Genomic DNA, 22,564 nt, shown 5'->3' on the forward strand with positions numbered 1-22,564 from the left:
CATCGAGGCGTGTGATCCCGTCGATGCGTTCACGGGGCGAGTACGACCTTGACGCAGCCGTCCTCCTTGCGCTGGAACATCTGGTACGCCTGCGGCGCCTGGTCCAGTGGCAACCGGTGGGTCCGCAGGTCCGCCACGCCGAGCGGGTCCTCGTCGGTGAGCAGCGGAATGATGTCGTCGGTCCAGCGGCGTACGTGACACTGGCCCATCCGCAGCTGGATGCCCCGGTCGAACATCTCCATCAGCGGCAGCGGGTCGACCTCGCCGCCGTACACACCGGAGATGGAGACGGTGCCACCACGCCGGACACCCTTGACCGCGGCCTTGAGCGCGACCAGCCGGTCCACCCCGACCTTGTCGATCATCGGCTGGGCCAGCTTGTCGGGCAGCAGCCCGGCAGCGGCCTGGGCGACCTTGCCCAGCGGCGCGCCGTGTGACTCCATGCCGACGGCGTCGATCACCGCGTCCGGCCCGCGCCCGTCCACCAGGTCGATCAGCGTGCCGGGCACGTCGTCGAGCTGGGAGATGTCGAGCACCTCCACGCCGTGCCGGCGAGCCATCGCCAGTCTCTCCGGCACCAGGTCCAGCCCGATCACCCGCTCCGCGCCGAGGTGCCGACCGATGCGGGCGCAGAACTGGCCCACCGGGCCGAGCCCGAGGACCGCGAGGGTTCCGCCGGGCGGGGTGTCGGCGTACTTCACCGCCTGCCAGGCGGTGGGGAGGATGTCGGAGAGGTAGAGCCACCGCTCGTCCGGGCCGTCGTCGGGCACCTTGATCGGGCCGAACTCGGCGTACGGCACCCGCAGGTACTCCGCCTGCCCGCCGGCCACCGAGCCGTAGAGGGAGGTGTAGCCGAACAGGGCGGCGCCCTTGCCCTCCGCGGTGACCTGAGTGGTTTCGCACTGCGCGTACAGCTGCCGCTGGCACATCCAGCATGATCCGCAGGAGATGTTGAACGGCACCACCACCCGATCGCCGGGCTTGAGTCGGGTCACCCCCGGGCCGACCTCCTCGACCACCCCCATCGGCTCGTGGCCGAGGACGTCGCCCGGCTTGAGGTACGGCCCGAGCACCTCGTACAGGTGCAGGTCGGAGCCGCAGATGGCGGTGGAGGTGACCCGCACGATCGCGTCGGTCGGCTCCTCGATCCGGGGATCGGGCACCTCCTCGACCCGTACGTCCCGTTTACCCTGCCAGGTCAATGCCCGCATGCCGACCCCTCCTCCGATGTCCGGTAGCTCGACTGCTACCCGTCTCCGAGCGCTTGAACCGGCCACGGACCGGCCTACCACGCGGTGGTGGTGGTGGGTGAGGGTGGCCGGCGGCGGGTCCGCCGGAGGGTGGGCGGGCCGGCCGCCGGGCCCGCTCGGGCGGCGGCCGGCCCGTGGGTCGGAGGTCGCGGGCGTTCAGGTGCCCGGGGTGTCGCCCTGCTTGGTGGTCGCCGCCAGGTAGTCGCGGTTCAGCCGACCGATGGTGGTCAGCGGGATGCCCTTCGGGCAGACCGCGGTGCACTCGCCGGCGTTGGTGCAGCCACCGAAGCCGGCCTCGTCGTGCGCGTCGACCATGCCGATCACCCGGGTGTAGCGCTCGGGCTGGCCCTGCGGCAGCAGCGAGAGCTGGGTGACCTTGGCGGCGGTGAACAGCATGCCGGAGCCGTTCGGGCAGGCGGCCACGCAGGCGCCGCAGCCGATGCAGGCGGCGGATTCGAAGGCGGAGTCCGCGTTGGCCTTGGCGACCGGCACGGAGTGCGCCTCCGGTGCGCTGCCGGTGGGTGCGGTGATGTATCCGCCGGCAGCGATGATCTTGTCGAAGGCGTTGCGGTTGACCACCAGGTCCTTGATGACCGGGAAGGCGCGTGCCCGCCAGGGCTCGATGTCGATCGTCTCACCGTCGGAGAACTGCCGCATGTGCAGCTGGCAGGCGGTGGTACCGCGCTGCGGGCCGTGCGCGTCGCCGTTGATCATCAGGCCGCACATGCCGCAGATGCCCTCGCGGCAGTCGTGGTCGAAGGCGACCGGCTCCTCGCCGGCGAGGATGAGCCGCTCGTTGAGCACGTCGAGCATCTCCAGGAACGACATGTCCGGTGAGACGTCGTCGACCTGGTACTTCACCATCCGACCCTTGTCCTCGGGGCCGGACTGGCGCCAGATGCGCAGGGTCAGGTTCACTTGTAGCTCCGCTGCGTGGGGTGGACGTATTCGAAGTTCAGGTCTTCCTTGTGCAGCACCGAGGGCTCGCCGGTGGCGGTGAACTCCCAGGCCGCGACGTACGCGAAGTGCTCGTCGTCGCGCTGCGCCTCGCCGTCGGGGCTCTGGTGCTCGGCCCGGAAGTGGCCGCCGCAGGACTCCTCCCGGTGCAGGGCGTCGATGCACATCAACTCGGCCAGTTCGAAGAAGTCAGCCACCCGACCGGCCTTCTCCAGCGACTGGTTGAGCCCCTCGCCGTCGCCGGGCACCCGTACCCGCTGCCAGAACTGGTCACGCAGGGCGCGGATCTCGTCGATCGCCTTGCGTAGCCCGGCCTCGGAGCGCTCCATGCCGCAGTGCTCCCACATGATCTGGCCCAGCTCGCGGTGGAACGAGTCCACGGTCCGGTCGCCGTCGACGGCGAGCAGCCGCTGGATGCGGTCCTCGACGTCCCGACGGGCCTCGACCGCCGCCGGGTGGCTGCCGTCGATCTTCTCGAACGGACCGGCGGAGAGGTAGTTGGCGACCGTGTTGGGCAGCACGAAGTAGCCGTCGGCGAGGCCCTGCATGAGCGCCGAGGCGCCGAGCCGGTTCGCGCCGTGGTCGGAGAAGTTGGCCTCGCCGATCACGAACAGGCCGGGGATGGTCGACTGGAGGTCGTAGTCGACCCAGAGGCCGCCCATCGTGTAGTGCACGGCGGGGTAGATCCGCATCGGCACCTCGTACGGGTCCTCGCCGGTGATCCGCTCGTACATCTCGAACAGGTTGCCGTACTTGGCCTCGATGGCCTTTCGACCCAGCCGGTCGATGGCGTCGGTGAAGTCGAGGTACACGCCGAGCTTCGTCGGGCCCACGCCACGGCCGGAGTCGCAGACGTTCTTCGCGGCCCGGGAGGCGATGTCCCGGGGTACCAGGTTGCCGAAGGAGGGGTAGATCCGCTCCAGGTAGTAGTCCCGCTCGTCTTCGGGGATGTCCCGCGGCGCCCGGTCGTCGCCCTTGACCTTCGGTACCCACACCCGACCGTCGTTGCGCAGCGACTCGCTCATCAGGGTCAGCTTCGACTGGTGGTCGCCGGAGACCGGAATGCAGGTCGGGTGGATCTGGGTGTAGCAGGGGTTGGCGAAGTACGCGCCCTTGCGGTGGGCCCGCCAGGTGGCGGTGACGTTGCAGCCCTTGGCGTTGGTGGAGAGGTAGAAGACGTTGCCGTAGCCGCCGGAGGCGAGCACCACCGCGTCGGCGAACTCCGTGGTGATCTCGCCGGTGACCATGTCCCGGACCACGATGCCCCGGGCCTTGCCGTCGACGACGATCAGCTCCAGCATCTCGTGCCGGGTGTTCATCTCCACGTTGCCCAGGCCGATCTGCCGCTCCAACGCCTGGTACGCGCCGAGCAGCAGCTGCTGGCCCGTCTGTCCCCGGGCGTAGAAGGTGCGCTGCACCTGCGCGCCGCCGAACGAGCGGGTGTCCAGCAGACCGCCGTACTCGCGGGCGAATGGCACGCCCTGGGCGACGCACTGGTCGATGATGTTGACCGAGACCTCGGCCAGCCGGTGCACGTTCGACTCCCGCGAACGGAAGTCGCCGCCCTTGACGGTGTCGTAGAAGAGCCGGTGCACCGAGTCGCCGTCGTTGCGGTAGTTCTTGGCGGCGTTGATGCCACCCTGCGCGGCGATCGAGTGGGCCCGGCGGGGGCTGTCCTGGTAGCAGTACGACTTGACCCGGTAGCCCTGCTCGGCGAGCGTGGCCGCGGCGGACCCGCCGGCCAGGCCGGTGCCGACCACGATCACGGTCATCTTGCGCCGGTTGGCCGGGTTGACCAGTTTTGCCTCGAAGCGGCGACGTTCCCAGCGGGTCTCGATCGGCCCGTCGGGAGCCCTGGTGTCGGCGATCGGGTCGCCCTCGGTGAAGAGATCCATGGTCAGGACACCAATCCGGTGAGTACGGCGAACGGGACCACGAGGTAGCCGGCGCAGAGCACGACGGCGAAGGCCAGCGCCACCGCCCGGGCACGCTGCTCGCCGCGCGGGGTCTGCTGACCGAGGCTGCGCAGCGCGCTGAACACGCCGTGCCGCAGATGGAAGCCGAGGGCGACGATCGCCAGCGTGTAGAAGGCCGTGACGTACCAGCGCTCCGGGGCGAAGTCGGCGACGATGTTGGCGTACGGCCGGGCCGGGTCGCCGACCGGGTTCAGGGTGCCGGTGGTGAGGTCCAGGATGTGGTAGATCACGAAGAGCAGGATGATCACGCCGCCCCAGCGCATGGTGCGGGCCGCGTAGCTGCCCCGGACCTTCTTGCGGTGGGCGTAGCGCACCGGGCGGGCGGCGCGGGCGCGCAGGGCGAGGACCGTGGCGGCCCAGATGTGCAGGAGCACCGCCGCCAGCAGGCCGACCCGCTGGATCCACAGGAATCCGGCGTTCGGCAACAGCGGGGCGCCGAGCTCGCGCAACCAGTGCGCATAGTGGTCGAACGAGGTGGCACCCGTGAAGATCTTCAGGTTGCCCAGCATGTGGGCGATCAGGAACAGCACCAGGAGGATGCCCGTCACCGCCATGACGGCCTTGAGGCCGACGTTGGATCGGATGGGCGACCGGGTTCTCGTTGTGACTACCACTCGAACGACGCTAGGAGCACTCCGATCAGTCGTCCAATGCATCGACACCGCAGTCTTGATAGCCATAAGCTATGTAGATGCAGCTCCATCAGCTGAAGTACTTCGTTGCGGTGGCCGAAATACGACATTTCACTCAGGCCGCCGACATCGTGGGCATCACCCAGCCTTCGTTGAGTAAGCAAATTCACGCGCTGGAGGACACCCTGGGCGCCCCGCTCTTCGAGCGGGTAAGGGGCAACATCGGGCTGACCGGGGCCGGCGAGACGCTGCTGCCGCTGGCCAAGCGGATCCTGGCCGACGTCGAGACCGCCACCCGGGAGGTGCAGGAGCTGGTCGGGCTGCGGCGCGGCCGGGTACGCCTCGGCGCCACCCCCAGTCTGGCCACCTCGCTCGCCCCGCCGGTGCTGCGCCGATTCCGCGACGCGCACCCCGCTGTCGACCTGCGGGTGGAGGAAGGCGGCTCGCAGGATCTCGTCCGTCAACTGCTCCGCGGCGAACTGGACCTGGCGCTGGTCATCATGCCGGCCCAGGGCACCGACCCCGGCCTGCGGGCCGAGAAGATCCTCACCGAGAGCCTGGTGGTCGCCTCCGTCGACCCGGTGCCGAGCGCCTCGGCCGGCGGCGACCTGCGCATCACCGACCTGCGCGACCAGCCCCTGGTGATGTTCCGCGAGGGCTACGACCTGCGCGACGCCACCCTTGCGGCGTGCCGGGAAGCCGGCTTCGAACCGACCCTCTCGGTGGACGGCGGGGAGATGGACGCCGTGCTCAGCTTCGTCGAGGCCGGGCTGGGCATCGCCGTGGTACCCGGCATGGTGGTGGCCCGCCGGCCCGGCATCCGGGTCACCCGGCTGGCGCCACCCGGGGTACGGCGCACCATCGCGGTCGCCCGCCGACGCGACGTGGTGCCCACCCACGCCGGCCGGGAACTACGCCGCATCCTGCTCGACTACGTGCACACCGCCACCGCCAGCGATCAGCTCCCACCCGGCGTCGAACCCCTGCCTTAGCCTGGGGCCTCGGCGTCGTCCATGGCGCGGTAGATGCGCTGCTCGGAGACCGGGTACGGGGTGCCCAGCGCCTGGGCGAAGACGTTCACCCGCAGCTCCTCGATCATCCAGCGGATCTGCCGCACCGGCGCGGACGAGCGCCGGGCCGGGGGCAGTGCCTTGAGCATCTCGTCGTACTCCCGCTGGACCACCGCGACGCGGTCCTGCTGCTGCTTGTCCCGCGCCGGGTTACCGGGCAGCCGGTCCAGTCGCCGCTGCACCGCGGTCAGGTAACGCAGCAGATCGGGCAGCCGGGCGTACCCGGCCTCGGTGATGAACCCGGCGTGCACCAGCCCGGTGAGCTGGGCGCGGATGTCGGCCAGCGCGGCCACCACGGCCAGGTTCTTCGTCGCGCCGAGCCGTTGCTGCACCGCGTACGCCGCCGCGAGCACCGCCTGGACCCGGTCCATCACCTGCACCACCGTGTCCACCAGCCCGGCCCGGACCTTGTCCCGCAACGCGGCGAAGCCCTCGGCGTCCCAGACCGGCCCGCCGGCGTCGGCGACCAGCTTGTCGATCGCCGCGCCGGCCGCGTCGGAGATCAGCGCCTGCACCCCGCCGTGCGGGTTTCGGGACAGCGCCAGCTTCGCCTCGTTGGTCAGCCGCCCCTGGAGGAACTTCGCGGGCGACGGCACGGTCAGCCGCAGCAGCCGCCGCGTGCCCGCCCAGTGGGCTGCCTCCTGCTCGGCCGGGGAGTCGAACACCCGCACCCCGACCGTGCTGCCCTCGTCCACCAGCGCCGGATAGGCGGTCACCGCGTACCCGGCGCGCACCTGCTCGATGGTGCGCGGCAGGGCACCGATCTCCCACCCGGTCAGCCCGGTGCGGGCCACGTCCGGTGCGGCGGCGGCCACCACCTGGCGTACCTCCGCCTTGAGCTGACGTTGCAGGGCCGGCAGGTCCTTGCCCTCGGCGACCGGTTTGTCGTCGTCGCCGAGCACCCGGAAGGTGACCCGCAGGTGCGGCGGCAACCTGCCGACGTCCCAGGCGTCCCGGGGCACCGTAACCCCGGTCATCCGGCGCAGCTGCCGGGTCAGCGCGTCCAGCAGCGGCTCCTCGCCGGGGGTGATCGCGGCCAGGGCGGCGCGGGCGTAGTCGGGCACCGGCACGAAGTTGCGCCGCACCGGTTTCGGCAGCGACCGGATCAGCGCGATGACGAGTTCCTCGCGCAGCCCGGGCACCTGCCAGTCGAAGCTGTCGGCCGGCACCTGGTTGAGCAGCGGCAGTGGGATTTCCACCGTCACCCCGTCGGTCGGGGTGCCCGGCTCGAACGTGTACGTCAGCGGCAGGGCCACTCCGTCGGCACTCCACTGGTCGGGGAAGTCGGCCTCGTCCACCCCGCCCCGGCCCGCGTTGACCAGCAGCTCCCGGGTGAAGGTGAGCAGGTCGGGCTGTTCCCGCCGGGTCTTCTTCCACCAGGTGTCGAAGTGCCGTCCCGAGACCACCTCGGCCGGGATCCGCTCGTCGTAGAACTGGAAGACCGTCTCGTCGTCGACCAGGATGTCGCGTCGCCGAGCCCGGTGCTCCAGCTCCTCCACCTCGGTGCGCAGGCGCTGGTTGTCCCCCCAGAACTGGTGGTGGGTGGACCAGTCTCCCTCGACCAGCGCGTGCCGGATGAACAGCTCCCGGCTCAGCACCGGGTCGATCCGGCCGAAGTTCACCTTGCGGGCGGTGACCAGCGGTACGCCGAAGAGGGTGACCTTCTCGTACGCCATCACCGCCGCCTGCTTCTTCTCCCAGTGCGGCTCGCTGTAGCTGCGCTTGACCAGGTGCTGGGCGAGCGGCTCGACCCACTCCGGCTCGATCCGGCCGTTCACCCGACCCCAGAGCCGGGAGGTCTCCACCAGCTCGGCCGCCATCACCCAGCGCGGCGGCTTGCGGAACACCGCCGAGCCGGGGAAGAGCGCGAACTTGGCCCCGCGTGCCCCCAGGTACTCGTGCTTCTGGGCGTCCTTGAGGCCGATGTGGGACAGCAGGCCGGGCAGCAGCGACTGGTGCACCTTCGGGGTGTCGATCTCCTCCGGCAGGTCCGCGCCGGGCTGGCGTCGTCCACCGCCGTCGGGCGCGGCCTGGGCCGTGCCCCGCCGGCCGTGTCCCCGGCCGTCCCCCTCGCCGGTACGCAGCACCTGCCGCAACTGGCTGACGATGTCCTGCCACTCGCGAATCCGCAGGTAGTTGAGGTACTCGGCCTTGCACATCCGGCGGAAGGCGCTGGAGGAGAGGGTCTGCTGCTGTTCGCGCAGGTACCGCCAGAGATTGAGGTACGCGACGAAGTCGGATTCGGCGTCGGCGAACCGGGCGTGCGCCTGGTCGGCCTGGGCCTGCTTCTCCGCGGGCCGCTCGCGTGGATCCTGGATCGACAGCGCCGCGGCGATCACCATCACCTCGGTGGCGCAGCCGTTGCGTTCGCCCTCCAGCACCATCCGGGCCAGGCGGGGATCGACCGGCAGTTGGGCGAGCCGCCGGCCCAGCGCGGTGAGCCGCCGGGCCGGGTCGGTCTCGGCGGGGTCGAACGCCCCCAGTTCGTGCAGCAGATTCACGCCGTCCGCGACGTTGCGACTGTCCGGTGGGTCGATGAACGGGAAGGCGGTGATGTCGCCGAGACCGATGGCGGTCATCTGCAGGATGACCGAGGCCAGGTTGGTGCGCAGGATCTCCGGGTCGGTGAACTCGGGCCGGGCGGCGAAGTCCTGCTCGTCGTAGAGCCGGATGCAGATGCCGTCCGAGGTGCGCCCGCAGCGGCCCTTGCGCTGGTTCGCCGACGCCTGGGACACCGGCTCGATGGGCAGCCGTTGCACCTTCAACCGCTGGGAGTAGCGGGAGATCCGGGCGGTGCCGGGATCCACCACGTACTTGATGCCGGGGACCGTCAGCGAGGTCTCCGCGACGTTGGTGGCCAGCACCACCCGCCGTCCCGCGTGCGGGGCGAAGACCCGGTGCTGCTCGGCGACGCTCAGCCGGGCGTACAACGGCAGGATCTCGGTGTTAAGTAGTGACCGCTTGTGCTGCACCAGCTTACCGAGCGCCTCGGCGGTGTCCCGGATCTCCCGTTCACCGCTGAGGAAGACCAGGATGTCGCCGGGCCCCTCGACGGCCAGTTCCTCGACCGCGTCGCCGATCGCCTGGATCTGGTCGCGGACGTTCTCCTCGTCCCCGTCGTCGGCGACCGCGTTCTCGTTGACCTCGACCAGCGGTCGATAGCGCACCTCGACCGGATAGGTCCGGCCGGAGACCTCCACCACCGGCGCCGGCTCGCCGTCGGGGTGCTCGGCGGTCGGCGGGCCGGCGAAGTGCCGGGCGAACCGGTCGGTCTCGATGGTCGCCGAGGTGATGATCACCTTGAGGTCGGGGCGACGGGGAAGCAGTTGCCTGAGGTAGCCGAGAATGAAGTCGATGTTGAGGCTGCGCTCGTGCGCCTCGTCGATGATCAAGGTGTCGTACTGGCGGAGCATCCGGTCGGTCTGCAACTCGGCCAGCAGGATGCCGTCGGTCATCAGCTTGACCAGGCTGTTCTCGCTGACCTGATCGGTGAAGCGCACCTTGTAGCCGACCACGTCGCCCAGTTCGGTGCCCAACTCCTCGGCAATCCGATCGGCGACCGTACGCGCGGCCAGCCGCCGGGGCTGGGTATGCCCGATCAGTCCGTTGATCCCGCGCCCCAGTTCCAGACAGATCTTGGGCAACTGGGTGGTCTTGCCGGAGCCGGTCTCGCCGGCCACGATCACCACCTGGTGGTCCCGGATCGCCGCGGCGATGTCGTCCTTGCGCTCGCTCACCGGCAGGATGGCCGGGTAGGTGACCACCGGCACCGCGGCCCGCCGCCGCTCCAGGCGACCCTCGGCCGCCGCCACGTCGGCGGCGATCTCGGCCAGCGCCGACTCGCGCCGCTGCGGGTCGCGTAGCTTCCGCACCCCGTCGAGTCGCCGCCGCAGGTGGCGCTGGTCGCGGAACATCAGCAGGGCGAGGCGACGCTGCAACTCGCGGACGGGGTCGCTCGTGACGGGTGCGGCTGGATTCTGCATGGCGTGCCCAAGGATAGGCAGCCCGCCGGCGAGCCGCCTCCTGGTTACCTGCCCGACCCGTCTCCTGGCGGCCGGCAATCACCGCCGCCGGCGGCCGGCTGCTCTCGACCCGGACTGGCGGGGCGCTATCGTTGATCAACCACCAGGAGCGAGCGCGGGGACGTCGATGACGATGCGGGACACGGATCGGGCGCTGGTGCAGGCCGCCAGCGCGGTGGCCAAGCTGCGCTGCCGCAGCGCCGCCCACACCCGCGCCACGGCGGCCCGAACCGCCGATGGTCGGGTCGTGTCCGGGGTGAACGTGGTGCACGTCACCGGGGGTGCCTGCGCTGAGGTGATCGCGATTGGCGCCGCCGCCACGCAGGGAGTGGGGCCGTTGGAGACCATGGTCACGGTGGGCGACCGAGGCCGGAGCGTCCTCACCCCCTGCGGGCCGTGCCGAAACCTGTTGGTCGATCTCTTCCCGGAGCTGCGGGTGATCGTCGGCCCGGCCGACGACCCGAAGGTCGTACCGGTGGGCGACCTCGGGTTCTAGCGGTCGGCGCAACACCTGACCTGATCAGGAGTGCGCATCGTGGCTGCCTACCCCCGGGCAGATTCCCACCACGCCATATTGGCGGCTGCGTGGGCCACCGGTTCGATGATCTCCCATATCTCGGCGATGCGCCCGTCGGCGATACGCATGACGTCGACGACCACGATCTCCGGTCCCGCGTCGGGTAGCCGGCGTCGCGAGTGCACCACGACGTGGTCACCGTCGGCCAGCAGGTGGAGGATTTCGACCTGCATGCCGGCGGTCGGGCCCAGCGCGGCGCGGACAGCGGCCAGCCATTCCGCCTTGGTCGCGGTTGTCGAATCCGGCCGGTGGTGGATGAAGTCGTCGCTGAGGAACGACGCGAGCGTGTCGACGTCGCCCGTCTCGATCAGCCCCGCCAGCGCACGCTGGACGATGCTTGTGTTCTCAGTGGTCATGGGGCCAAGTGTTTCCCCCGCCCGTTGGGTTGTCGATGAACTCGCACTTCATGGCGCCCGGCGCGACGATGAGTACGCTCATGATCGTGTACACGGTCGGGGAACTCATGCGGCAGTGGCGGCAGCGCCGGGGACTCAGCCAACTCGACCTGGCGATCGCCGCGGATGTCTCGGCTCGTCACGTCAGCCTGGTCGAGACCGGCCGGTCCAAGCCGAGCGCGGACATGATCCTCCGGCTTGCCGATCAGCTCCATGTGCCGCTGCGCGATCGCAATCGACTGTTGCTCGCCGCCGGCTTCGCGCCCCGGTACGCGGAGCGTCCGCTCGACGACACCGCTCTGTCGGCAGCCCTGGACGCGGTCCGCAGGGTGCTCCAGGCGCACGAGCCGTATCCGGCGCTGGTCTTCGACCGTCGGTGGAACATCGTGATGACCAACCGCGCGGTCGACCCGTTCTTCGCGCAGGTCGCTCCCGATCTGCTGCGGCCGCCGGTGAACCTGGTCCGGCTGGGCCTGGACCCGCGCGGGCTCGCTCCGATGGTCGTCAACCTGGCCGACGTGCGCGCGGTGTTCCGCAGCCGGATCTCGCGCCAACTCGCCACCGCTCCCGACGCGGAGCTCACCGCGCTCTACGAAGAACTGCTGAACCCGTCGCCGGAGGACCCGATGGGCCAACGGGTCGACGCCGACGTGGTGATCCCGATGATCCTCCGGATCGACGGACGAGAGCTGCGGCTGTTCTCGACCATCACCACATTCGGCACCCCGATGGACATCGCGATCGACGAAATCGCGATCGAGTCCTACTATCCGGCAGACCAAGAGAGTGCCGCCTACTTCACGGAGTAGCTGTCGCCGGGACCGGCCCTGGCGTGGCCCCACCCGCGACGAGTGGGGCCCACCACCGCTGCCCCTGCGGATAACCCTCGACCCGGCGGCTCGACGCTAGGCGGCGGACCAGATGGCGCGGAAGGCGGCGGCCTCACCGGCGAGCCACCGCTCGATCTCGTCCGGCTTGGCGTCGCCGGGCATCCGGTGGGCCGTGCCCCGGCGCACATCGACCAGGACCGGCTCGGCATGCGGGAGTACGGCGTCGATGTGACGGGCCGTCAGGTGCAGTGCGGCCAGCATCGCCTCCTCGCTGGGCGGGGCCTCATCGAAGTGCAGCCGCACCGCCTCGGCGCGACCGTCGGCGTACCGGATGCCGAAGTGGGGGTTGATCTTGATCGGGAGGTCGCCGAGCATGGCCAGGGCGTCCCGGGTCTGGGCCAGGTTGATGCCGGCCGGCTCACCGAGCGAGTGCAGCCAGGTGGTCGCCCCGGGGACGAGGGCTTGGTAGAGCGGGCGCCACCGGGGCTTGACCACCTCGACCACCTGCGCCAGGTGGGTGCCGCCGGTGTGGAAGGCGATGTCGGCCTTCAGCGCCTTGACGAACTGGCCGTGCGGGTTGAATCCGGAGCGGCTGGCCCGCTGGCGGCGCAGGCCGCCGACGAAGCTGGCCTTGGTCGGCCCGGTGCGGTCGACGTACCGGGTGAAACCGAGGAGGGTGGCGTACGGCGTCAGGGGGGCAGAGATGGGTGCGGTCACGAGCATCCTCCCAGGTCAGGAACTCGATTAGTACATACATTCTAATCGACGACCCTGACATCGCCCAGGGCAGATAAGGGGCCACCCGGACACTCCGGATGGCCCCTGAAGAACGGACTTACTACAACTGGCCGACGTCGGTGATCCGGACGACGGCGGCGCCCGCCTCGTCGGAGGCGGCCAGGTCGATCTCGGCGCTGATGCCCCAGTCGTGGTCGCCCGCCGGGTCATCGAGGATCTGCCGAACCGTCCAGCGCTCCCGACCCTGCTCGATCATGAGCAGCGCGGGCCCGCGGGCGTCCGGCCCGGTGCCGATCCCGTCGTACGACTCGAAGTACGGCTCCAGCGCGTCCGCCCAGGCGTCGGCGTTCCACCCCTCGCCTGCGTCCAGTTCGCCGAGCAGGTCCCAGCGACGCAGCGCGGCCAACTCGACCCGGCGGAACAGGGCGTTGCGCACCAGCACCCGGAACGCCCGCGCGTTGCGGGTCACCGCGGCCGGGCGGTCCGCCAGTGCGGAGGCGACCTCCGGCAGGTCGGTGGGGTTGCGCAGCCGCTCCCACTCGTCGATCAGGCTGGAGTCGACCTGCCGGACCAGCTCGCCGAGCCACTCGATCAGGTCGACCAGCTCCTCGGTCTTGGCCTCGCCGGGCACCGTCTGCCGCAGCGTCTTGTACGCGTCGGCGAGGTAGCGCAGCACCAGGCCCTCGGAGCGGGTCAGCGAGTAGAACTGCACGAACTCGGTGAAGGTCATCGCCCGCTCGTACATGTCGCGTACGACGGACTTGGGGGAGAGCTGGTGGTCGGCCACCCACGGGTGCCCCTGCCGGTACATCTCGTACGCGTTGCCCAGCAGCTCGGCCAGGGGTTTGGGCCAGGTCACCTCGTCGAGCAGTTCGAGGCGGGCCTCGTACTCGATGCCGTCGGCCTTCATCGCGGCGACCGCCTCGCCGCGGGCCTTGAACTGCTGCGCGGAGAGGACCTGCCGTGGGTCGTCGAGGATCGACTCGATCACCGACAGCACGTCGAGGGCGTACGACGGGGACTCGCTGTCCAGCAGCTCGATGGTGGCCAGCGCCAGCGGCGACAGCGGCTGGTTGAGCGCGAAGTCGAGCTGAAGGTCGACGGTGAGCCGGACCCGTCGGCCGGTCTCGTCCGGTTCGGGCAGCTCCTCGACCACGCCGCCGGCCCTCAGCGCCCGGTAGATGGCGATGGCCCGGCGGATGTGCCGACGCTGGGCGGCCCGCTCCTCGTGGTTGTCGGTGAGTAGGTGTCGCATGGCCGCGAACGCGTCGCCGGGGCGGCCGATGACGTTGAGCAGCATCGAGTGGCTGACCTGGAAGCTGGAGGTCAACGGCTCCGGCTCGGCCTCGACCAGGCGGGTGAAGGTCGGCTCGCCCCAGCCGATCGAGCCCTCCGGCGGCTTCTTCTTGACCACCTTGCGCCGCTTCTTCGGGTCGTCACCGGCCTTGGCGAGGGCCTTCTCGTTCTCGATGACATGCTCGGGAGCCTGGACCACGACCCGGCCCAGGGTGTCGAAGCCGGCCCGCCCGGCCCGGCCGGCGATCTGGTGGAACTCGCGGGCCTTGAGCAGCCGGGTCCGCACCCCGTCGTACTTGGACAGGCCGGTGAACAGCACCGTGCGGATCGGCACGTTGATGCCGACACCGAGAGTGTCCGTACCGCAGATGACCTTGAGCAGCCCGGCCTGCGCGAGGGTCTCCACCAGCCGGCGGTACTTGGGCAGCATGCCGGCGTGGTGCACGCCGATGCCGTGCCGGACCAGTCGGGACAGCGTCTTGCCGAAGCCGGAGGTGAACCGGAACCCGCCGATCGCCTGCGCGATCATGTCCTTCTCGGCCCGGGTGCAGACGTTGACGCTCATCAGCGCCTGGGCGCGCTCCAGGGCGGCGGCCTGGGTGAAGTGCACGACGTACACCGGGGCCTGCTTGGTCTCCAGCAGCTCCTCCAGGGTCTCGTGCAGCGGCGTCATCGCGTACGAGAAGAGCAGCGGGACCGGCCGCTCGGCCGAGCGGACGACGGCGGTCGGCCGGCCGGTACGCCGGGTCAGGTCGTCGACGAACCGGGTGGTGTCGCCCAGCGTGGCCGACATCAGGACGAACTGCGCCTGGGGCAGCTCGATCAGCGGCACCTGCCAGGCCCAGCCCCGGTCCGGTTCGGCGTAGAAGTGGAACTCATCCATGACCACCTGGCCGACGTCGGCCCGGGTGCCCTCGCGTAGCGCCAGGTTGGCGAGGATCTCGGCGGTGCAGCAGATGATCGGGGCGTCGGCGTTGACGCTCGCGTCGCCGGTGAGCATGCCGACGTTCTCGGCGCCGAAGACCTCGCAGAGCGCGAAGAACTTCTCCGACACCAGGGCCTTGATCGGCGCGGTGTAGAAGGTCGTCCGGTCCTCGGCCAGGGCGGCGAAGTGCGCGGCGATGGCGACCAGGCTCTTGCCCGAACCGGTCGGGGTATTCATGATCACGTTCGCCCCGGAGACGATCTCGATGACCGCCTCCTCCTGGTGGGGATAGAGGTCGAGGCCGCGCTCGGACGCCCAACTGGCGAACGCGTCGTAGAGGGTGTCGGGGTCGGTGGACTTCGGCAGCGCGGCGGTGAGTGTCATGGCCGGTCCATGGTGCCCCGACCGTGGACGCCGACGCCAACCGGGATCCGTCGGGCTGTTCGCCGCTGGTTGTTAGGAGGGGGCCCCTTTGGTACGCCAGGCGTTAACAAGGGGCCCTTCCTTACCTGCGGCGGTAGATCAGGTCGGCGATCGGCCGGCCGTCGATTAGCGCCCGCCGCTCGAACCGGGTCACCGGCCGGTGGGCCGGCCGGGGTGCGTAGCCGTCGTGCGGGTTGACCAGGCCCGGGTCGGCGTCCAGGGTGGCCCGCATCGACTCGGCGTACGCCGCCCAGTCGGTGGCGCAGTGCAGCGTGCCACCCACGGCCAGCCGGGAGCGCAGTCGCGCGACGTGGGCCGGCTGGATCAACCGCCGCTTGTGGTGCCGGGACTTCGGCCACGGATCCGGAAAGAAGATGTGCACCGCGTCCAGTGAATCGGGCGGCAGCAGATCGAGCAGATCCAACGCGTCGCCCTCGACGATCCGGACATTGCCCAGCTCACGCTGGTGGACCAGGTCCAGCAGGTTGGCGATTCCGGGCGTGTGCACCTCGACCGCCAGATAATCTCGATCCGGGTCGGCGGCGGCCATCTCGACCGTCGTGTCGCCCATGCCGGAACCGATTTCGAGGACCAGCGGAGCTCGACGGCCGAACAGGTCGACGGGATCGATCGGGGCGGCGTCGGCGACGTGCAGGCCGTAGACCGGCCAGAGCTGTTCCAACGCCGCCACCTGCCGGCCGCTCATCCGGCCACGACGCGGGTGGAAGGTGCGGATCGTCCGCGCCGCATACGGTGCGGCGACGCTGGGGATCGGGTCGGTGGAGGTCACTGCGAACCGAGCCTACGCGAGCACCGGGCCGGATCGGATGTGAGGTACGTCCGGTGGTGAGACCATCATCGGTAAGGCGAGAACCGGGTGTCCGGCGGCACCCGGCGACTGCGCATCAGCGCCGGGAGGGGGCATCGTGTCAGTGACCCGTACTCGTCCGGCGCTGCCTTGCGCCTCGACCCGCGTCCCACCGTTCGCTCTCGCGGCCGTCGCACCGCTGCTCGCGATCGCCCTGGCCACTCCGCTGCTACCGGCGGCACCGGCCGTGGCGGCACCCCTGTCGCCACCCGTACCGGTCAGGGCGGAATCGGGGTACCCGGCGGCGCCCGCCCTGGCCGCCGTCGCGCCGGTCGTCGCTGGGCAGCCCGGTGATGCGCAGCCTGGTGCGCCAGCTGCGGCGCCGCAGCCGGGCCCGAGCGTGTTCGTGGAGGTCTCGCCGAGCATGGTGGAACCGGGACACCTGGTCGGGCTCCGGGCGAGCTGCCACGACAACTCGGTGGGCGCCATCGTCGTCTCGGACGCGTTCGGCCGGGTCGCCGTGCAGTCGCAGCGTGGACTGCTGACCGGGACGGCCATGGTGAAGGAGCGGGTGCTGCCCGGGAACTACCGGGTCAAGCTGGAATGCCGGGGCGGCGAGACCGCGTCCACCATGGTCCAGGTGGTACGCCAGGTGAAGCCCAGCACCCGGCCGCCGAAGCCCAGCCGTGGGCCGGCGACCGGATTCGGCGGCGGCGCAGACGGCGTACTCGCCGGGCTGCTGCTGCCCGGCGGGCTCGCGCTGACGCTCACCGGCATGGTTGTGTGGGTAGCGGCGGCGCGTCGCCGCGGCAGCCGCCGGTGACCTCGCCATGACCGCCGCACGCGCACCCAGACCCACCGGCTCCGGTCGGGGACCCCGACCCGCCGGCTCCACGTACCAGTCCCGAGCCGCCGGTTCCGCGCGGGCCGCCCGTCCTCCCGGCGTTCCGCCTCGTCCCGGACCTCGCCCCGACCTCTTCGTGCCGCCGCCGGCGTCCCACCCCGGGCCCTTCGTGCCGCCTCCGGCCTCCCGCCCCGGGTCCTTCGTGCCGCCGGCGGGCGACGCCGGGCCCTTCGTGCCGCCGGCGGGCGACGCCAGGCTTCGTCCGGCCAAGCTCGCGCCGCACCCGGAGATCTTCACGCCGCCCACCGTCGGTGGGGTACCGCGATCCACCGGCGCGCCCGGTGCCACCGGCCGCGCGCCACGATCCGGCCGTAGTCCCTGGTCACTTCCGCTCGCCGTGCTGCTGGTGCTGGCCGGTGTCTTCGCCACCGGAGCCGGGCTGGGTCGTACCGTCGGAGGGCCGCTGGAATGGGCGGCCGTCGGTGGCGCGCAGTCGTCGGCCGGTGCGCCCGTCACCCCCACGGTCGCCCGGCCGGTGAGCCTGTCCGTCCCGTCGATCGAGGTCTCGGCTCCGGTCAAGCCGGTCGGCGACGCACCGGACGGCTCGATCGCCGTGCCGCCGTTGAGCCGTCACGAGGAGACCGGCTGGTATGACCGCGGGCCTGTCCCGGGGGAGCCCGGTCCGGCGGTCATCGTCGGGCATGTCGACACCAAGAGCGGCCCGTCGGTTTTCTACGACCTGGGCAAGCTGGGTGTCGGCGACACGGTCGAGGTGGCTCGGGAGGATGGCTCGGTGGCCGTCTTCACCGTGGACTCGGTGGAGCACTTCCCGAAGGACCAGTTGCCGGCGGACCGGGTGTACGGCCACGACGGCCCGGCCAGCCTGCGGCTCATCACCTGCGGCGGCCAGTGGCTCGGTGGCGGGACCGGCTACGCGGACAACGTGATCGCCTTCGCCACCCTCACCTCCACCCGCGCTGCCTGACCCGCCCGGGTCGGGTGCGCGGCAGGCTGGCTCAAGGGACCTGCTGGACCACCTCGAACTCGAGGAGGCTGGCGCCGGAGGCGACCGGGGGGCGCTGCTCGGCACCGGGTGGCGCGGCGTGGGCGGCACGGGCCGGGCCGGCGGCCCAGTCCTGGTACGCCTGCTCGGTCTCCCACCGGGTGTAGACGAAGTAGCGGCTCTCGCCGGCCACCGGGCGCAGCAGCTCGAATCCGAGGAATCCGGGGGAGTTCTCCACGGCGCGGGCGCGGGCGGCGAACCGCTTCTCCAACTCCTCACCGGCACCGGGCGGGACGTCGATCGCGTTGATCTTCACGACTGCCATGACCCCACCCTAGACCGCGAGCAGATCTTGGTACGGCAACGCCCCTCCGGGGGGTGGTTTCGTACCAGGATTCACGGGGTGGGGTCGGGTCCAGGTCAGAAGGATTCGACTGATGGGACCAGATCGGTGTCGACCACGACCGGGGCGTGATCGGACGGGCCCTTGCCCTTGCGGGCGTCTCGGTCCACGTATGCCGAGCGGACGGCGCGGGCCACCGCCGCCGAGGCGTACACCAGATCGATCCGCATGCCCTTGTTCTGGTGGAACATCCCGGCCCGGTAGTCCCAGTAGGTGTAGGGATGCGGGCCCTTCATCGGGGTGGGCACCACGTCGCTGAGGCCGAGGTCGCGCAGCGCCGCCAGCGCCGCCCGCTCGGCCGGCGTGACGTGGGTGGAGTCGACGAACAACGCCGGATCCCAGAGGTCGTCGTCGGTCGGGGCGACGTTGAAGTCGCCGCAGACCGCGAGCGCCGGACCGGCGCTCAGTTCGGCATCCAGCGCGTCCCGCAGGGCCGCCAGCCAGGCCAGCTTGTACGCGTAGTGCGGGTCCTCGGGAGTCCGGCCGTTCGGCACGTACACCGACCAGACCCGCAGCCCGTCGCAGGTCGCCGCGATCGCCCGGGCCTCCGGCTCGGGGAACCCGGGTTCGCCGGGGAACCCGACCGCGACGTCGGCCAGCCCGACCCGCGACAGGATGGCCACCCCGTTCCACCGGCCGTCACTGTGGCTGGCCACGGTGTAACCCAGCTCGCCCACCTCGGCGACCGGGAAAGCGCCGTCGGGGCACTTGGTCTCCTGCAGACAGACCACGTCCGGCCCGGTCCCGGCCAGCCAGTCGAGCAGCCGGGGCAGGCGGGCCTTCACCGAGTTGACGTTCCAGGTCGCCAGGCGCATGGTCTCAGCCTGCCGCATGACCGGTCGGCTCGCGCGGCCGGCTCGCGGCCGAATGGTGATAACAAGGGCCCCCTGCTATGCACCAGGCGATAACAAGGGGCCCTTCCTTACCTCCGGACAGCTAGCTGTCGTTGTTGGGGCGGGTCTGCTCGGCCAGGAACCGCTCCAGCTCGGCGCCGAGCTCCTCGGCCGTGGGCAGCGGGCCGTTCTCCGCGGCGAGCAGGCTCTTCCCGCCCTGGCCGCGGGCGTACGCGTCGTACTGCTCTTCGAGGGCGTGGACCAGGGCGGTGGCCTCGTCGCTCTGGGCGACCTGGCGGTCGATCTCCACCCGGACCACCTCGGCGGCCGATCGAAGCCCGTCGCGGGGCAGCAGCAGGCCGGTGCTGCGGGACACCGACGCCAGCAGCACCTCGGCGGCGGCCGGGTACTCGGCCTGCGCCACGTAGTGCGGCACGTGCGCGGCGAAGCCGAGCGCGTCCCGGCCGGCCTCACCGAGGCGGAACTCCAGCAGGTGTCCCACGCTGCCGGGGACCTGGACCCGTTGCAGCCACGGCTCGTATCCGGCGATCAGGTCCCGCCGGGTGGCGTGCGCGGTCACGCCGGTCGGTCGGGTGTGCGGCACCGCCATCGGGATCGCGTTGAGCCCGACGGTGAGCCGTACGTCCAGCCGGGCCGACAGCTCGGCGACGGCGGCCGTGAACCGTTCCCACTGCAGGTCGGGCTCGGGCCCGGTGAGCAGCAGGAAGGGGGTCTCGTCGTCGTCGTGGAGCAGGCGCAGCTCCAGCTCCGGCGCCTCGTAGCTCTCCCAGTGGTCCTCGACGAAGGTCATCACCGGGCGTCGGGAGCGGTAGTCGAAGATCTGGTCCAGGTCGAATCGGGCGATCGGACGGGACTCCAGCGATGTGAGCAGCTGTTCGCGGGCCAGCCGGCCGGCGTTGCCGGCGTCGACAAAACCGGTGAGCGCCTGAATCAGGACCGGTTGACCGAGGTCGGGCAGATCGTCGGTGAGTTCGTAGAGCTCGTGTGGGTCGAGCACCGGTGCGGCCTCCCTGCATGTGCGTAACGGGTCGCCGGGTTGACGACGTCCCGATCGCCAGAACGTACCTGCCATCCTCGTGCATTCCTGCCGCGCCGGGCCGCCCGGCCCGGCATCGACGGGTGACCGTCGGCCGGTACGGCGTTGCCGCGGCGGGGTACACATGGATGGGCACCACCGAAAGGAGAGGCGATGAGCGATCCGGTCCCCACCGACGGCCAACCCGTCACCCCGGCCTCCGCGCGGTCCACGGCAGGCGGCGGGGCAACCGAGGCGCCGCCGGCCACCCTCTGGGACCGGATGCGCCAGGATCCCCAGTACGCTCCCGAGCACCTCGCGCTCGAGGCGGTGCGCCGGCTCGGTCCGGAGGCGGCCCAGTGGGCCCGGCAGGCCCGTGCCGAGCAGCCGGAGGCCACCGCCGAGACGCTCGCGGAGCAGGCGGTCCGCCGGTTCGTCAACCGGGCCCGGCTCTCCGGTGCGGTCTCCGGCGCCGCCGGACTTCCCGGCGCGGTGATCGACGTGGGCGTGCTGGCCTGGACCCAGGCTCGGATGGTGCTGCACGTCGCCGCCGCCCACGGGGTGGACCCGACCCACCCCGACCGCGCCGCCGACCTGCTGATACTGCAGAAGGTGCACAAGGTCGCCGAGAGCGCCCGGTTGGCGCTGGGGGTGGCCGCCGGGCGGGAGCGGGCCGGCGCGTTGTTCGGCGGTGGTGGGCAGCCAGCGCCGCTCGGTCGGGTGATGCTGCGGCTCGGGGTGCGCCTCGCACAGATGGCCGGGGTACGCGCGGCGAAACGGGTCGTCGCCAAGGTGGTGCCCGGTGCGGCGATCGTCTTCGGCACCTGGGCGAACTCCTCGGCCACCAAGAACCTGGCCGAGCGCTCCCGGAATCTCTACCGCCAGCACGGCGGCCCCCGGGTCCCGGAGCCGCGCCGCCCGGACGAGGCGGGCGGTCAGTCGGCGTAGCCGGAGGACCGCCAGGTCACCTCCGCCAGGCGGGACTGGCCGGCCGTATTGGGGTGGAAGTAGTCCAGCGGGTTGACCAGGTCCAGGTCGAACCGGATCCGGTGGGTCGCGCCGCCGTCGTAGCGGCACCGGGAGCCGTACGCCCGGCAGGCCGCCGCCAGTTGACTGTTGTACCCGGCGACCCGTTCCCGGAAGGCCGCCCGGCGGGTCCGGTCGGCCGGTGCGGTCGAGGTCGCCTCGGCCAGCAGGGCCGGGCACACGCCGCGTCGCCAGGCTCGGACGGCCCGCGAATCGTCGTGGCCGACCTCCCACAGCCGGTACAGGTTCGGGAGGCTGACCACCAGGACCCGGGCCTTCGGGCGGCCCTCGCGCAGCACCCGTAGCCCCCGGTCCACCTCGGCCCGGAACTCGGCTACCGGCGTCATCGCGTCGATGCTGCCCCGGCAGGCGTCGTTGGCCCCGATCAGGACGGTCACGTAGTCGGCGCGGTCGCGTACCGCCGCCTCCGCCTGGCCGGCGAGCGCCGCGGCCCGGGCCCCCGGTCGGGCGTGGTTGTGCGCCTTGCCGCGCAGCCCCGGGTTGCGGTCGAGTAGCCGCCGGTAGTGGCTGTCGACCCGCAGCCCGTCCCCGGTCGACCAGGAGTTCCGCTCGCAGGAGGTCAGGACCAGGCAGGACCCGAACCCGGTGGTGATCGAGTCGCCGAGCGCCGCGACGACCTTCGGTGAGCCGGGCGGGGGAGTTCCCCCCGGCGGTCGGGGCGCGGCATCCCCACCCGCGTCGCAGGCCAACGCGACGAGTGCGAGCAGGCTGACGACGGCGGTGGTCCAGCGTCCAGGCATCACTTTCCCCAGCCTCACAGCGCAGAGCGACGGCATGGTGACTCTACGGGTGGGCCGGTGGGTGGTCCCGCGCTGTTGTCGGGGATGCGGCAGAGGGCTGTCGTGGTGCCGGTCAGCGTGGTATGCGCCAGGGTGCCCGCTGCCCGTGCAGCCACCAGTGCAGCGCCCGGGTGATCCTGGGCAGCACCAGGTATGTCATCAGCGGGGTGAGGGTGAGCGTCATGACCAGCACCCGCGCCGCGGTCGGCAGGTCCGGCAGGAGCCGACCCGTCAGCAGGGTGGCGGTGAGGCTGAGCGGGAAGAACGCCAGCCAGATCGTCACCGCCTGCTTCCAGCGCGGCGGCGACGGCGGTACGGTCGCCGTCGCGTCCAGCCGCTCGACGATCTCCTCGCGGGGCGGGTCGAACCAGCCTTCGACGCCGGTCCGGCGCTCGACCCGGGTGTGCTCGACGATGCCCTGCGCCGAGGTCAGCCACCAACGTCGCTGCGGCGACTCCTCCCAGCGGCGCAGCATGTCCTGGTCGGCGAAGCGGTAGAGCATGTGCCACTCGCCGGATCCCGGGGCGCTGCGTACCCAGCCCGCCCCGAGGAAACCCGGAAACGCCTCGGCCAGCGCGGTGCCGGCCCGCATCCACGCCACCATCTCGTCGGTACGGGCGGGATCGGTGCGTCGGGCGACGGCGACGGTCACCGGCGCGGCAGAACAGACGGTCATGTCTGCCATGTTCCCCGCCGGTCGGCGGAAAGGCAGGCTCACGG

General features: G+C 71.3%; 20 protein-coding genes. 6 read left to right on the forward strand and 14 right to left on the reverse strand.

What is annotated here, in order from left to right; genetic code table 11:
* Positions 1–29: 29 nt before the first annotated feature.
* From BMY89_RS03375 to BMY89_RS03390, 4 genes are all read right to left on the reverse strand, one after another.
* Positions 30–1,211, reverse strand: coding sequence for a zinc-dependent alcohol dehydrogenase (locus BMY89_RS03375; protein WP_092374565.1), 1,182 nt, complete (start codon positions 1,209–1,211; stop codon positions 30–32).
* A 195-nt stretch (positions 1,212–1,406) separates the two neighbouring features.
* Positions 1,407–2,168 carry a succinate dehydrogenase/fumarate reductase iron-sulfur subunit gene (locus BMY89_RS03380; RefSeq protein ID WP_092374567.1) on the reverse strand — a complete coding sequence of 254 codons (762 nt, stop codon included), beginning with the start codon at positions 2,166–2,168 and terminating at the stop codon, positions 1,407–1,409.
* Positions 2,165–4,102 (reverse strand): fumarate reductase/succinate dehydrogenase flavoprotein subunit, encoded by a 1,938-nt coding sequence (locus BMY89_RS03385; RefSeq protein WP_092374570.1) that lies wholly within the window; start codon positions 4,100–4,102, stop codon positions 2,165–2,167. Before BMY89_RS03385 ends, BMY89_RS03380 begins: the two co-directional genes overlap by 4 nt.
* Before the next feature lie 2 nt (positions 4,103–4,104).
* A complete protein-coding gene (locus BMY89_RS03390) occupies positions 4,105–4,797 on the reverse strand; it encodes a succinate dehydrogenase cytochrome b subunit (protein WP_269766840.1) in 693 nt (230 codons plus the stop codon).
* Positions 4,798–4,874: 77 nt separating this feature from the next.
* Here BMY89_RS03390 and BMY89_RS03395 point away from each other — a divergent pair, with 77 nt between their 5' ends.
* Positions 4,875–5,807 carry a LysR family transcriptional regulator gene (locus BMY89_RS03395; RefSeq protein WP_092374573.1) on the forward strand — a complete coding sequence of 311 codons (933 nt, stop codon included), beginning with the start codon at positions 4,875–4,877 and terminating at the stop codon, positions 5,805–5,807.
* On the opposite strand, the gene hrpA is transcribed toward BMY89_RS03395, so the two are convergent.
* Complete coding sequence (hrpA, locus tag BMY89_RS03400) at positions 5,804–9,868, reverse strand: ATP-dependent RNA helicase HrpA (protein ID WP_092374576.1); 4,065 nt, start codon at positions 9,866–9,868, stop codon at positions 5,804–5,806. The genes BMY89_RS03395 and hrpA overlap by 4 nt on opposite strands.
* A 166-nt stretch (positions 9,869–10,034) precedes the next feature.
* Between hrpA and BMY89_RS03405 the strand changes: the two genes are divergently transcribed.
* The gene (locus tag BMY89_RS03405) at positions 10,035–10,403 is read left to right on the forward strand and encodes a cytidine/deoxycytidylate deaminase family protein (RefSeq protein ID WP_092374579.1); all 369 of its coding nucleotides are present in this window, start codon (positions 10,035–10,037) and stop codon (positions 10,401–10,403) included.
* Positions 10,404–10,450: 47 nt separating this feature from the next.
* Here the strand turns inward: BMY89_RS03405 and BMY89_RS03410 are convergent, their stop codons facing one another.
* Positions 10,451–10,840 (reverse strand): nuclear transport factor 2 family protein, encoded by a 390-nt coding sequence (locus tag BMY89_RS03410; protein WP_092374582.1) that lies wholly within the window; start codon positions 10,838–10,840, stop codon positions 10,451–10,453.
* Positions 10,841–10,875: 35 nt separating this feature from the next.
* Here BMY89_RS03410 and BMY89_RS03415 point away from each other — a divergent pair, with 35 nt between their 5' ends.
* Positions 10,876–11,688: a helix-turn-helix domain-containing protein gene (locus BMY89_RS03415; RefSeq protein ID WP_232521029.1), complete on the forward strand. Its 813-nt coding sequence runs from the start codon at positions 10,876–10,878 to the stop codon at positions 11,686–11,688.
* Between the two features lie 96 nt (positions 11,689–11,784).
* Here the strand turns inward: BMY89_RS03415 and BMY89_RS03420 are convergent, their stop codons facing one another.
* From BMY89_RS03420 to trmB, 3 genes are all read right to left on the reverse strand, one after another.
* Positions 11,785–12,426 (reverse strand): hypothetical protein, encoded by a 642-nt coding sequence (locus tag BMY89_RS03420; protein ID WP_092375512.1) that lies wholly within the window; start codon positions 12,424–12,426, stop codon positions 11,785–11,787.
* 121 nt (positions 12,427–12,547) lie between these two features.
* Complete coding sequence (locus tag BMY89_RS03425) at positions 12,548–15,052, reverse strand: DEAD/DEAH box helicase (protein ID WP_092374586.1); 2,505 nt, start codon at positions 15,050–15,052, stop codon at positions 12,548–12,550.
* 121 nt (positions 15,053–15,173) lie between these two features.
* Positions 15,174–15,881, reverse strand: coding sequence for a tRNA (guanosine(46)-N7)-methyltransferase TrmB (trmB, locus tag BMY89_RS03430; protein ID WP_092374589.1), 708 nt, complete (start codon positions 15,879–15,881; stop codon positions 15,174–15,176).
* A gap of 142 nt (positions 15,882–16,023) precedes the next feature.
* Here trmB and BMY89_RS03435 point away from each other — a divergent pair, with 142 nt between their 5' ends.
* Positions 16,024–16,722, forward strand: coding sequence for a hypothetical protein (locus BMY89_RS03435; RefSeq protein WP_092374592.1), 699 nt, complete (start codon positions 16,024–16,026; stop codon positions 16,720–16,722).
* Between the two features lie 310 nt (positions 16,723–17,032).
* Complete coding sequence (locus BMY89_RS03440) at positions 17,033–17,728, forward strand: class F sortase (RefSeq protein ID WP_092375516.1); 696 nt, start codon at positions 17,033–17,035, stop codon at positions 17,726–17,728.
* 31 nt (positions 17,729–17,759) lie between these two features.
* Here BMY89_RS03440 and BMY89_RS03445 read toward each other — a convergent pair whose 3' ends face one another.
* The 3 genes from BMY89_RS03445 to BMY89_RS03455 all read right to left on the reverse strand — a co-directional run bounded on the left by BMY89_RS03445 (position 17,760) and on the right by BMY89_RS03455 (position 20,000).
* Positions 17,760–18,071: an antibiotic biosynthesis monooxygenase family protein gene (locus BMY89_RS03445; RefSeq protein WP_092374594.1), complete on the reverse strand. Its 312-nt coding sequence runs from the start codon at positions 18,069–18,071 to the stop codon at positions 17,760–17,762.
* Between the two features lie 95 nt (positions 18,072–18,166).
* Positions 18,167–18,964 carry an exodeoxyribonuclease III gene (locus tag BMY89_RS03450; protein WP_092375519.1) on the reverse strand — a complete coding sequence of 266 codons (798 nt, stop codon included), beginning with the start codon at positions 18,962–18,964 and terminating at the stop codon, positions 18,167–18,169.
* Positions 18,965–19,085: 121 nt separating this feature from the next.
* Positions 19,086–20,000, reverse strand: a complete 915-nt coding sequence (locus BMY89_RS03455; RefSeq protein ID WP_092374597.1) for a proteasome assembly chaperone family protein — start codon at positions 19,998–20,000, stop codon at positions 19,086–19,088.
* Between the two features lie 192 nt (positions 20,001–20,192).
* On the opposite strand from BMY89_RS03455, the gene BMY89_RS03460 reads away from it, so the two are divergent.
* Entirely contained in the window at positions 20,193–20,966 is a 774-nt protein-coding gene (locus tag BMY89_RS03460) for an EcsC family protein (RefSeq protein WP_092374600.1), read from the forward strand.
* Here the strand turns inward: BMY89_RS03460 and BMY89_RS03465 are convergent.
* Both BMY89_RS03465 and BMY89_RS03470 read right to left on the reverse strand, forming a co-directional pair.
* Positions 20,954–21,805: a GDSL-type esterase/lipase family protein gene (locus tag BMY89_RS03465; protein WP_092374603.1), complete on the reverse strand. Its 852-nt coding sequence runs from the start codon at positions 21,803–21,805 to the stop codon at positions 20,954–20,956. The genes BMY89_RS03460 and BMY89_RS03465 overlap by 13 nt on opposite strands.
* A gap of 112 nt (positions 21,806–21,917) precedes the next feature.
* A complete protein-coding gene (locus BMY89_RS03470) occupies positions 21,918–22,520 on the reverse strand; it encodes an antibiotic biosynthesis monooxygenase (protein ID WP_092374606.1) in 603 nt (200 codons plus the stop codon).
* Positions 22,521–22,564 lie beyond the last annotated feature (44 nt).

This window comes from Micromonospora phaseoli (genome assembly GCF_900109115.1).
Lineage (GTDB): Bacteria > Actinomycetota > Actinomycetes > Mycobacteriales > Micromonosporaceae > Micromonospora > Micromonospora phaseoli.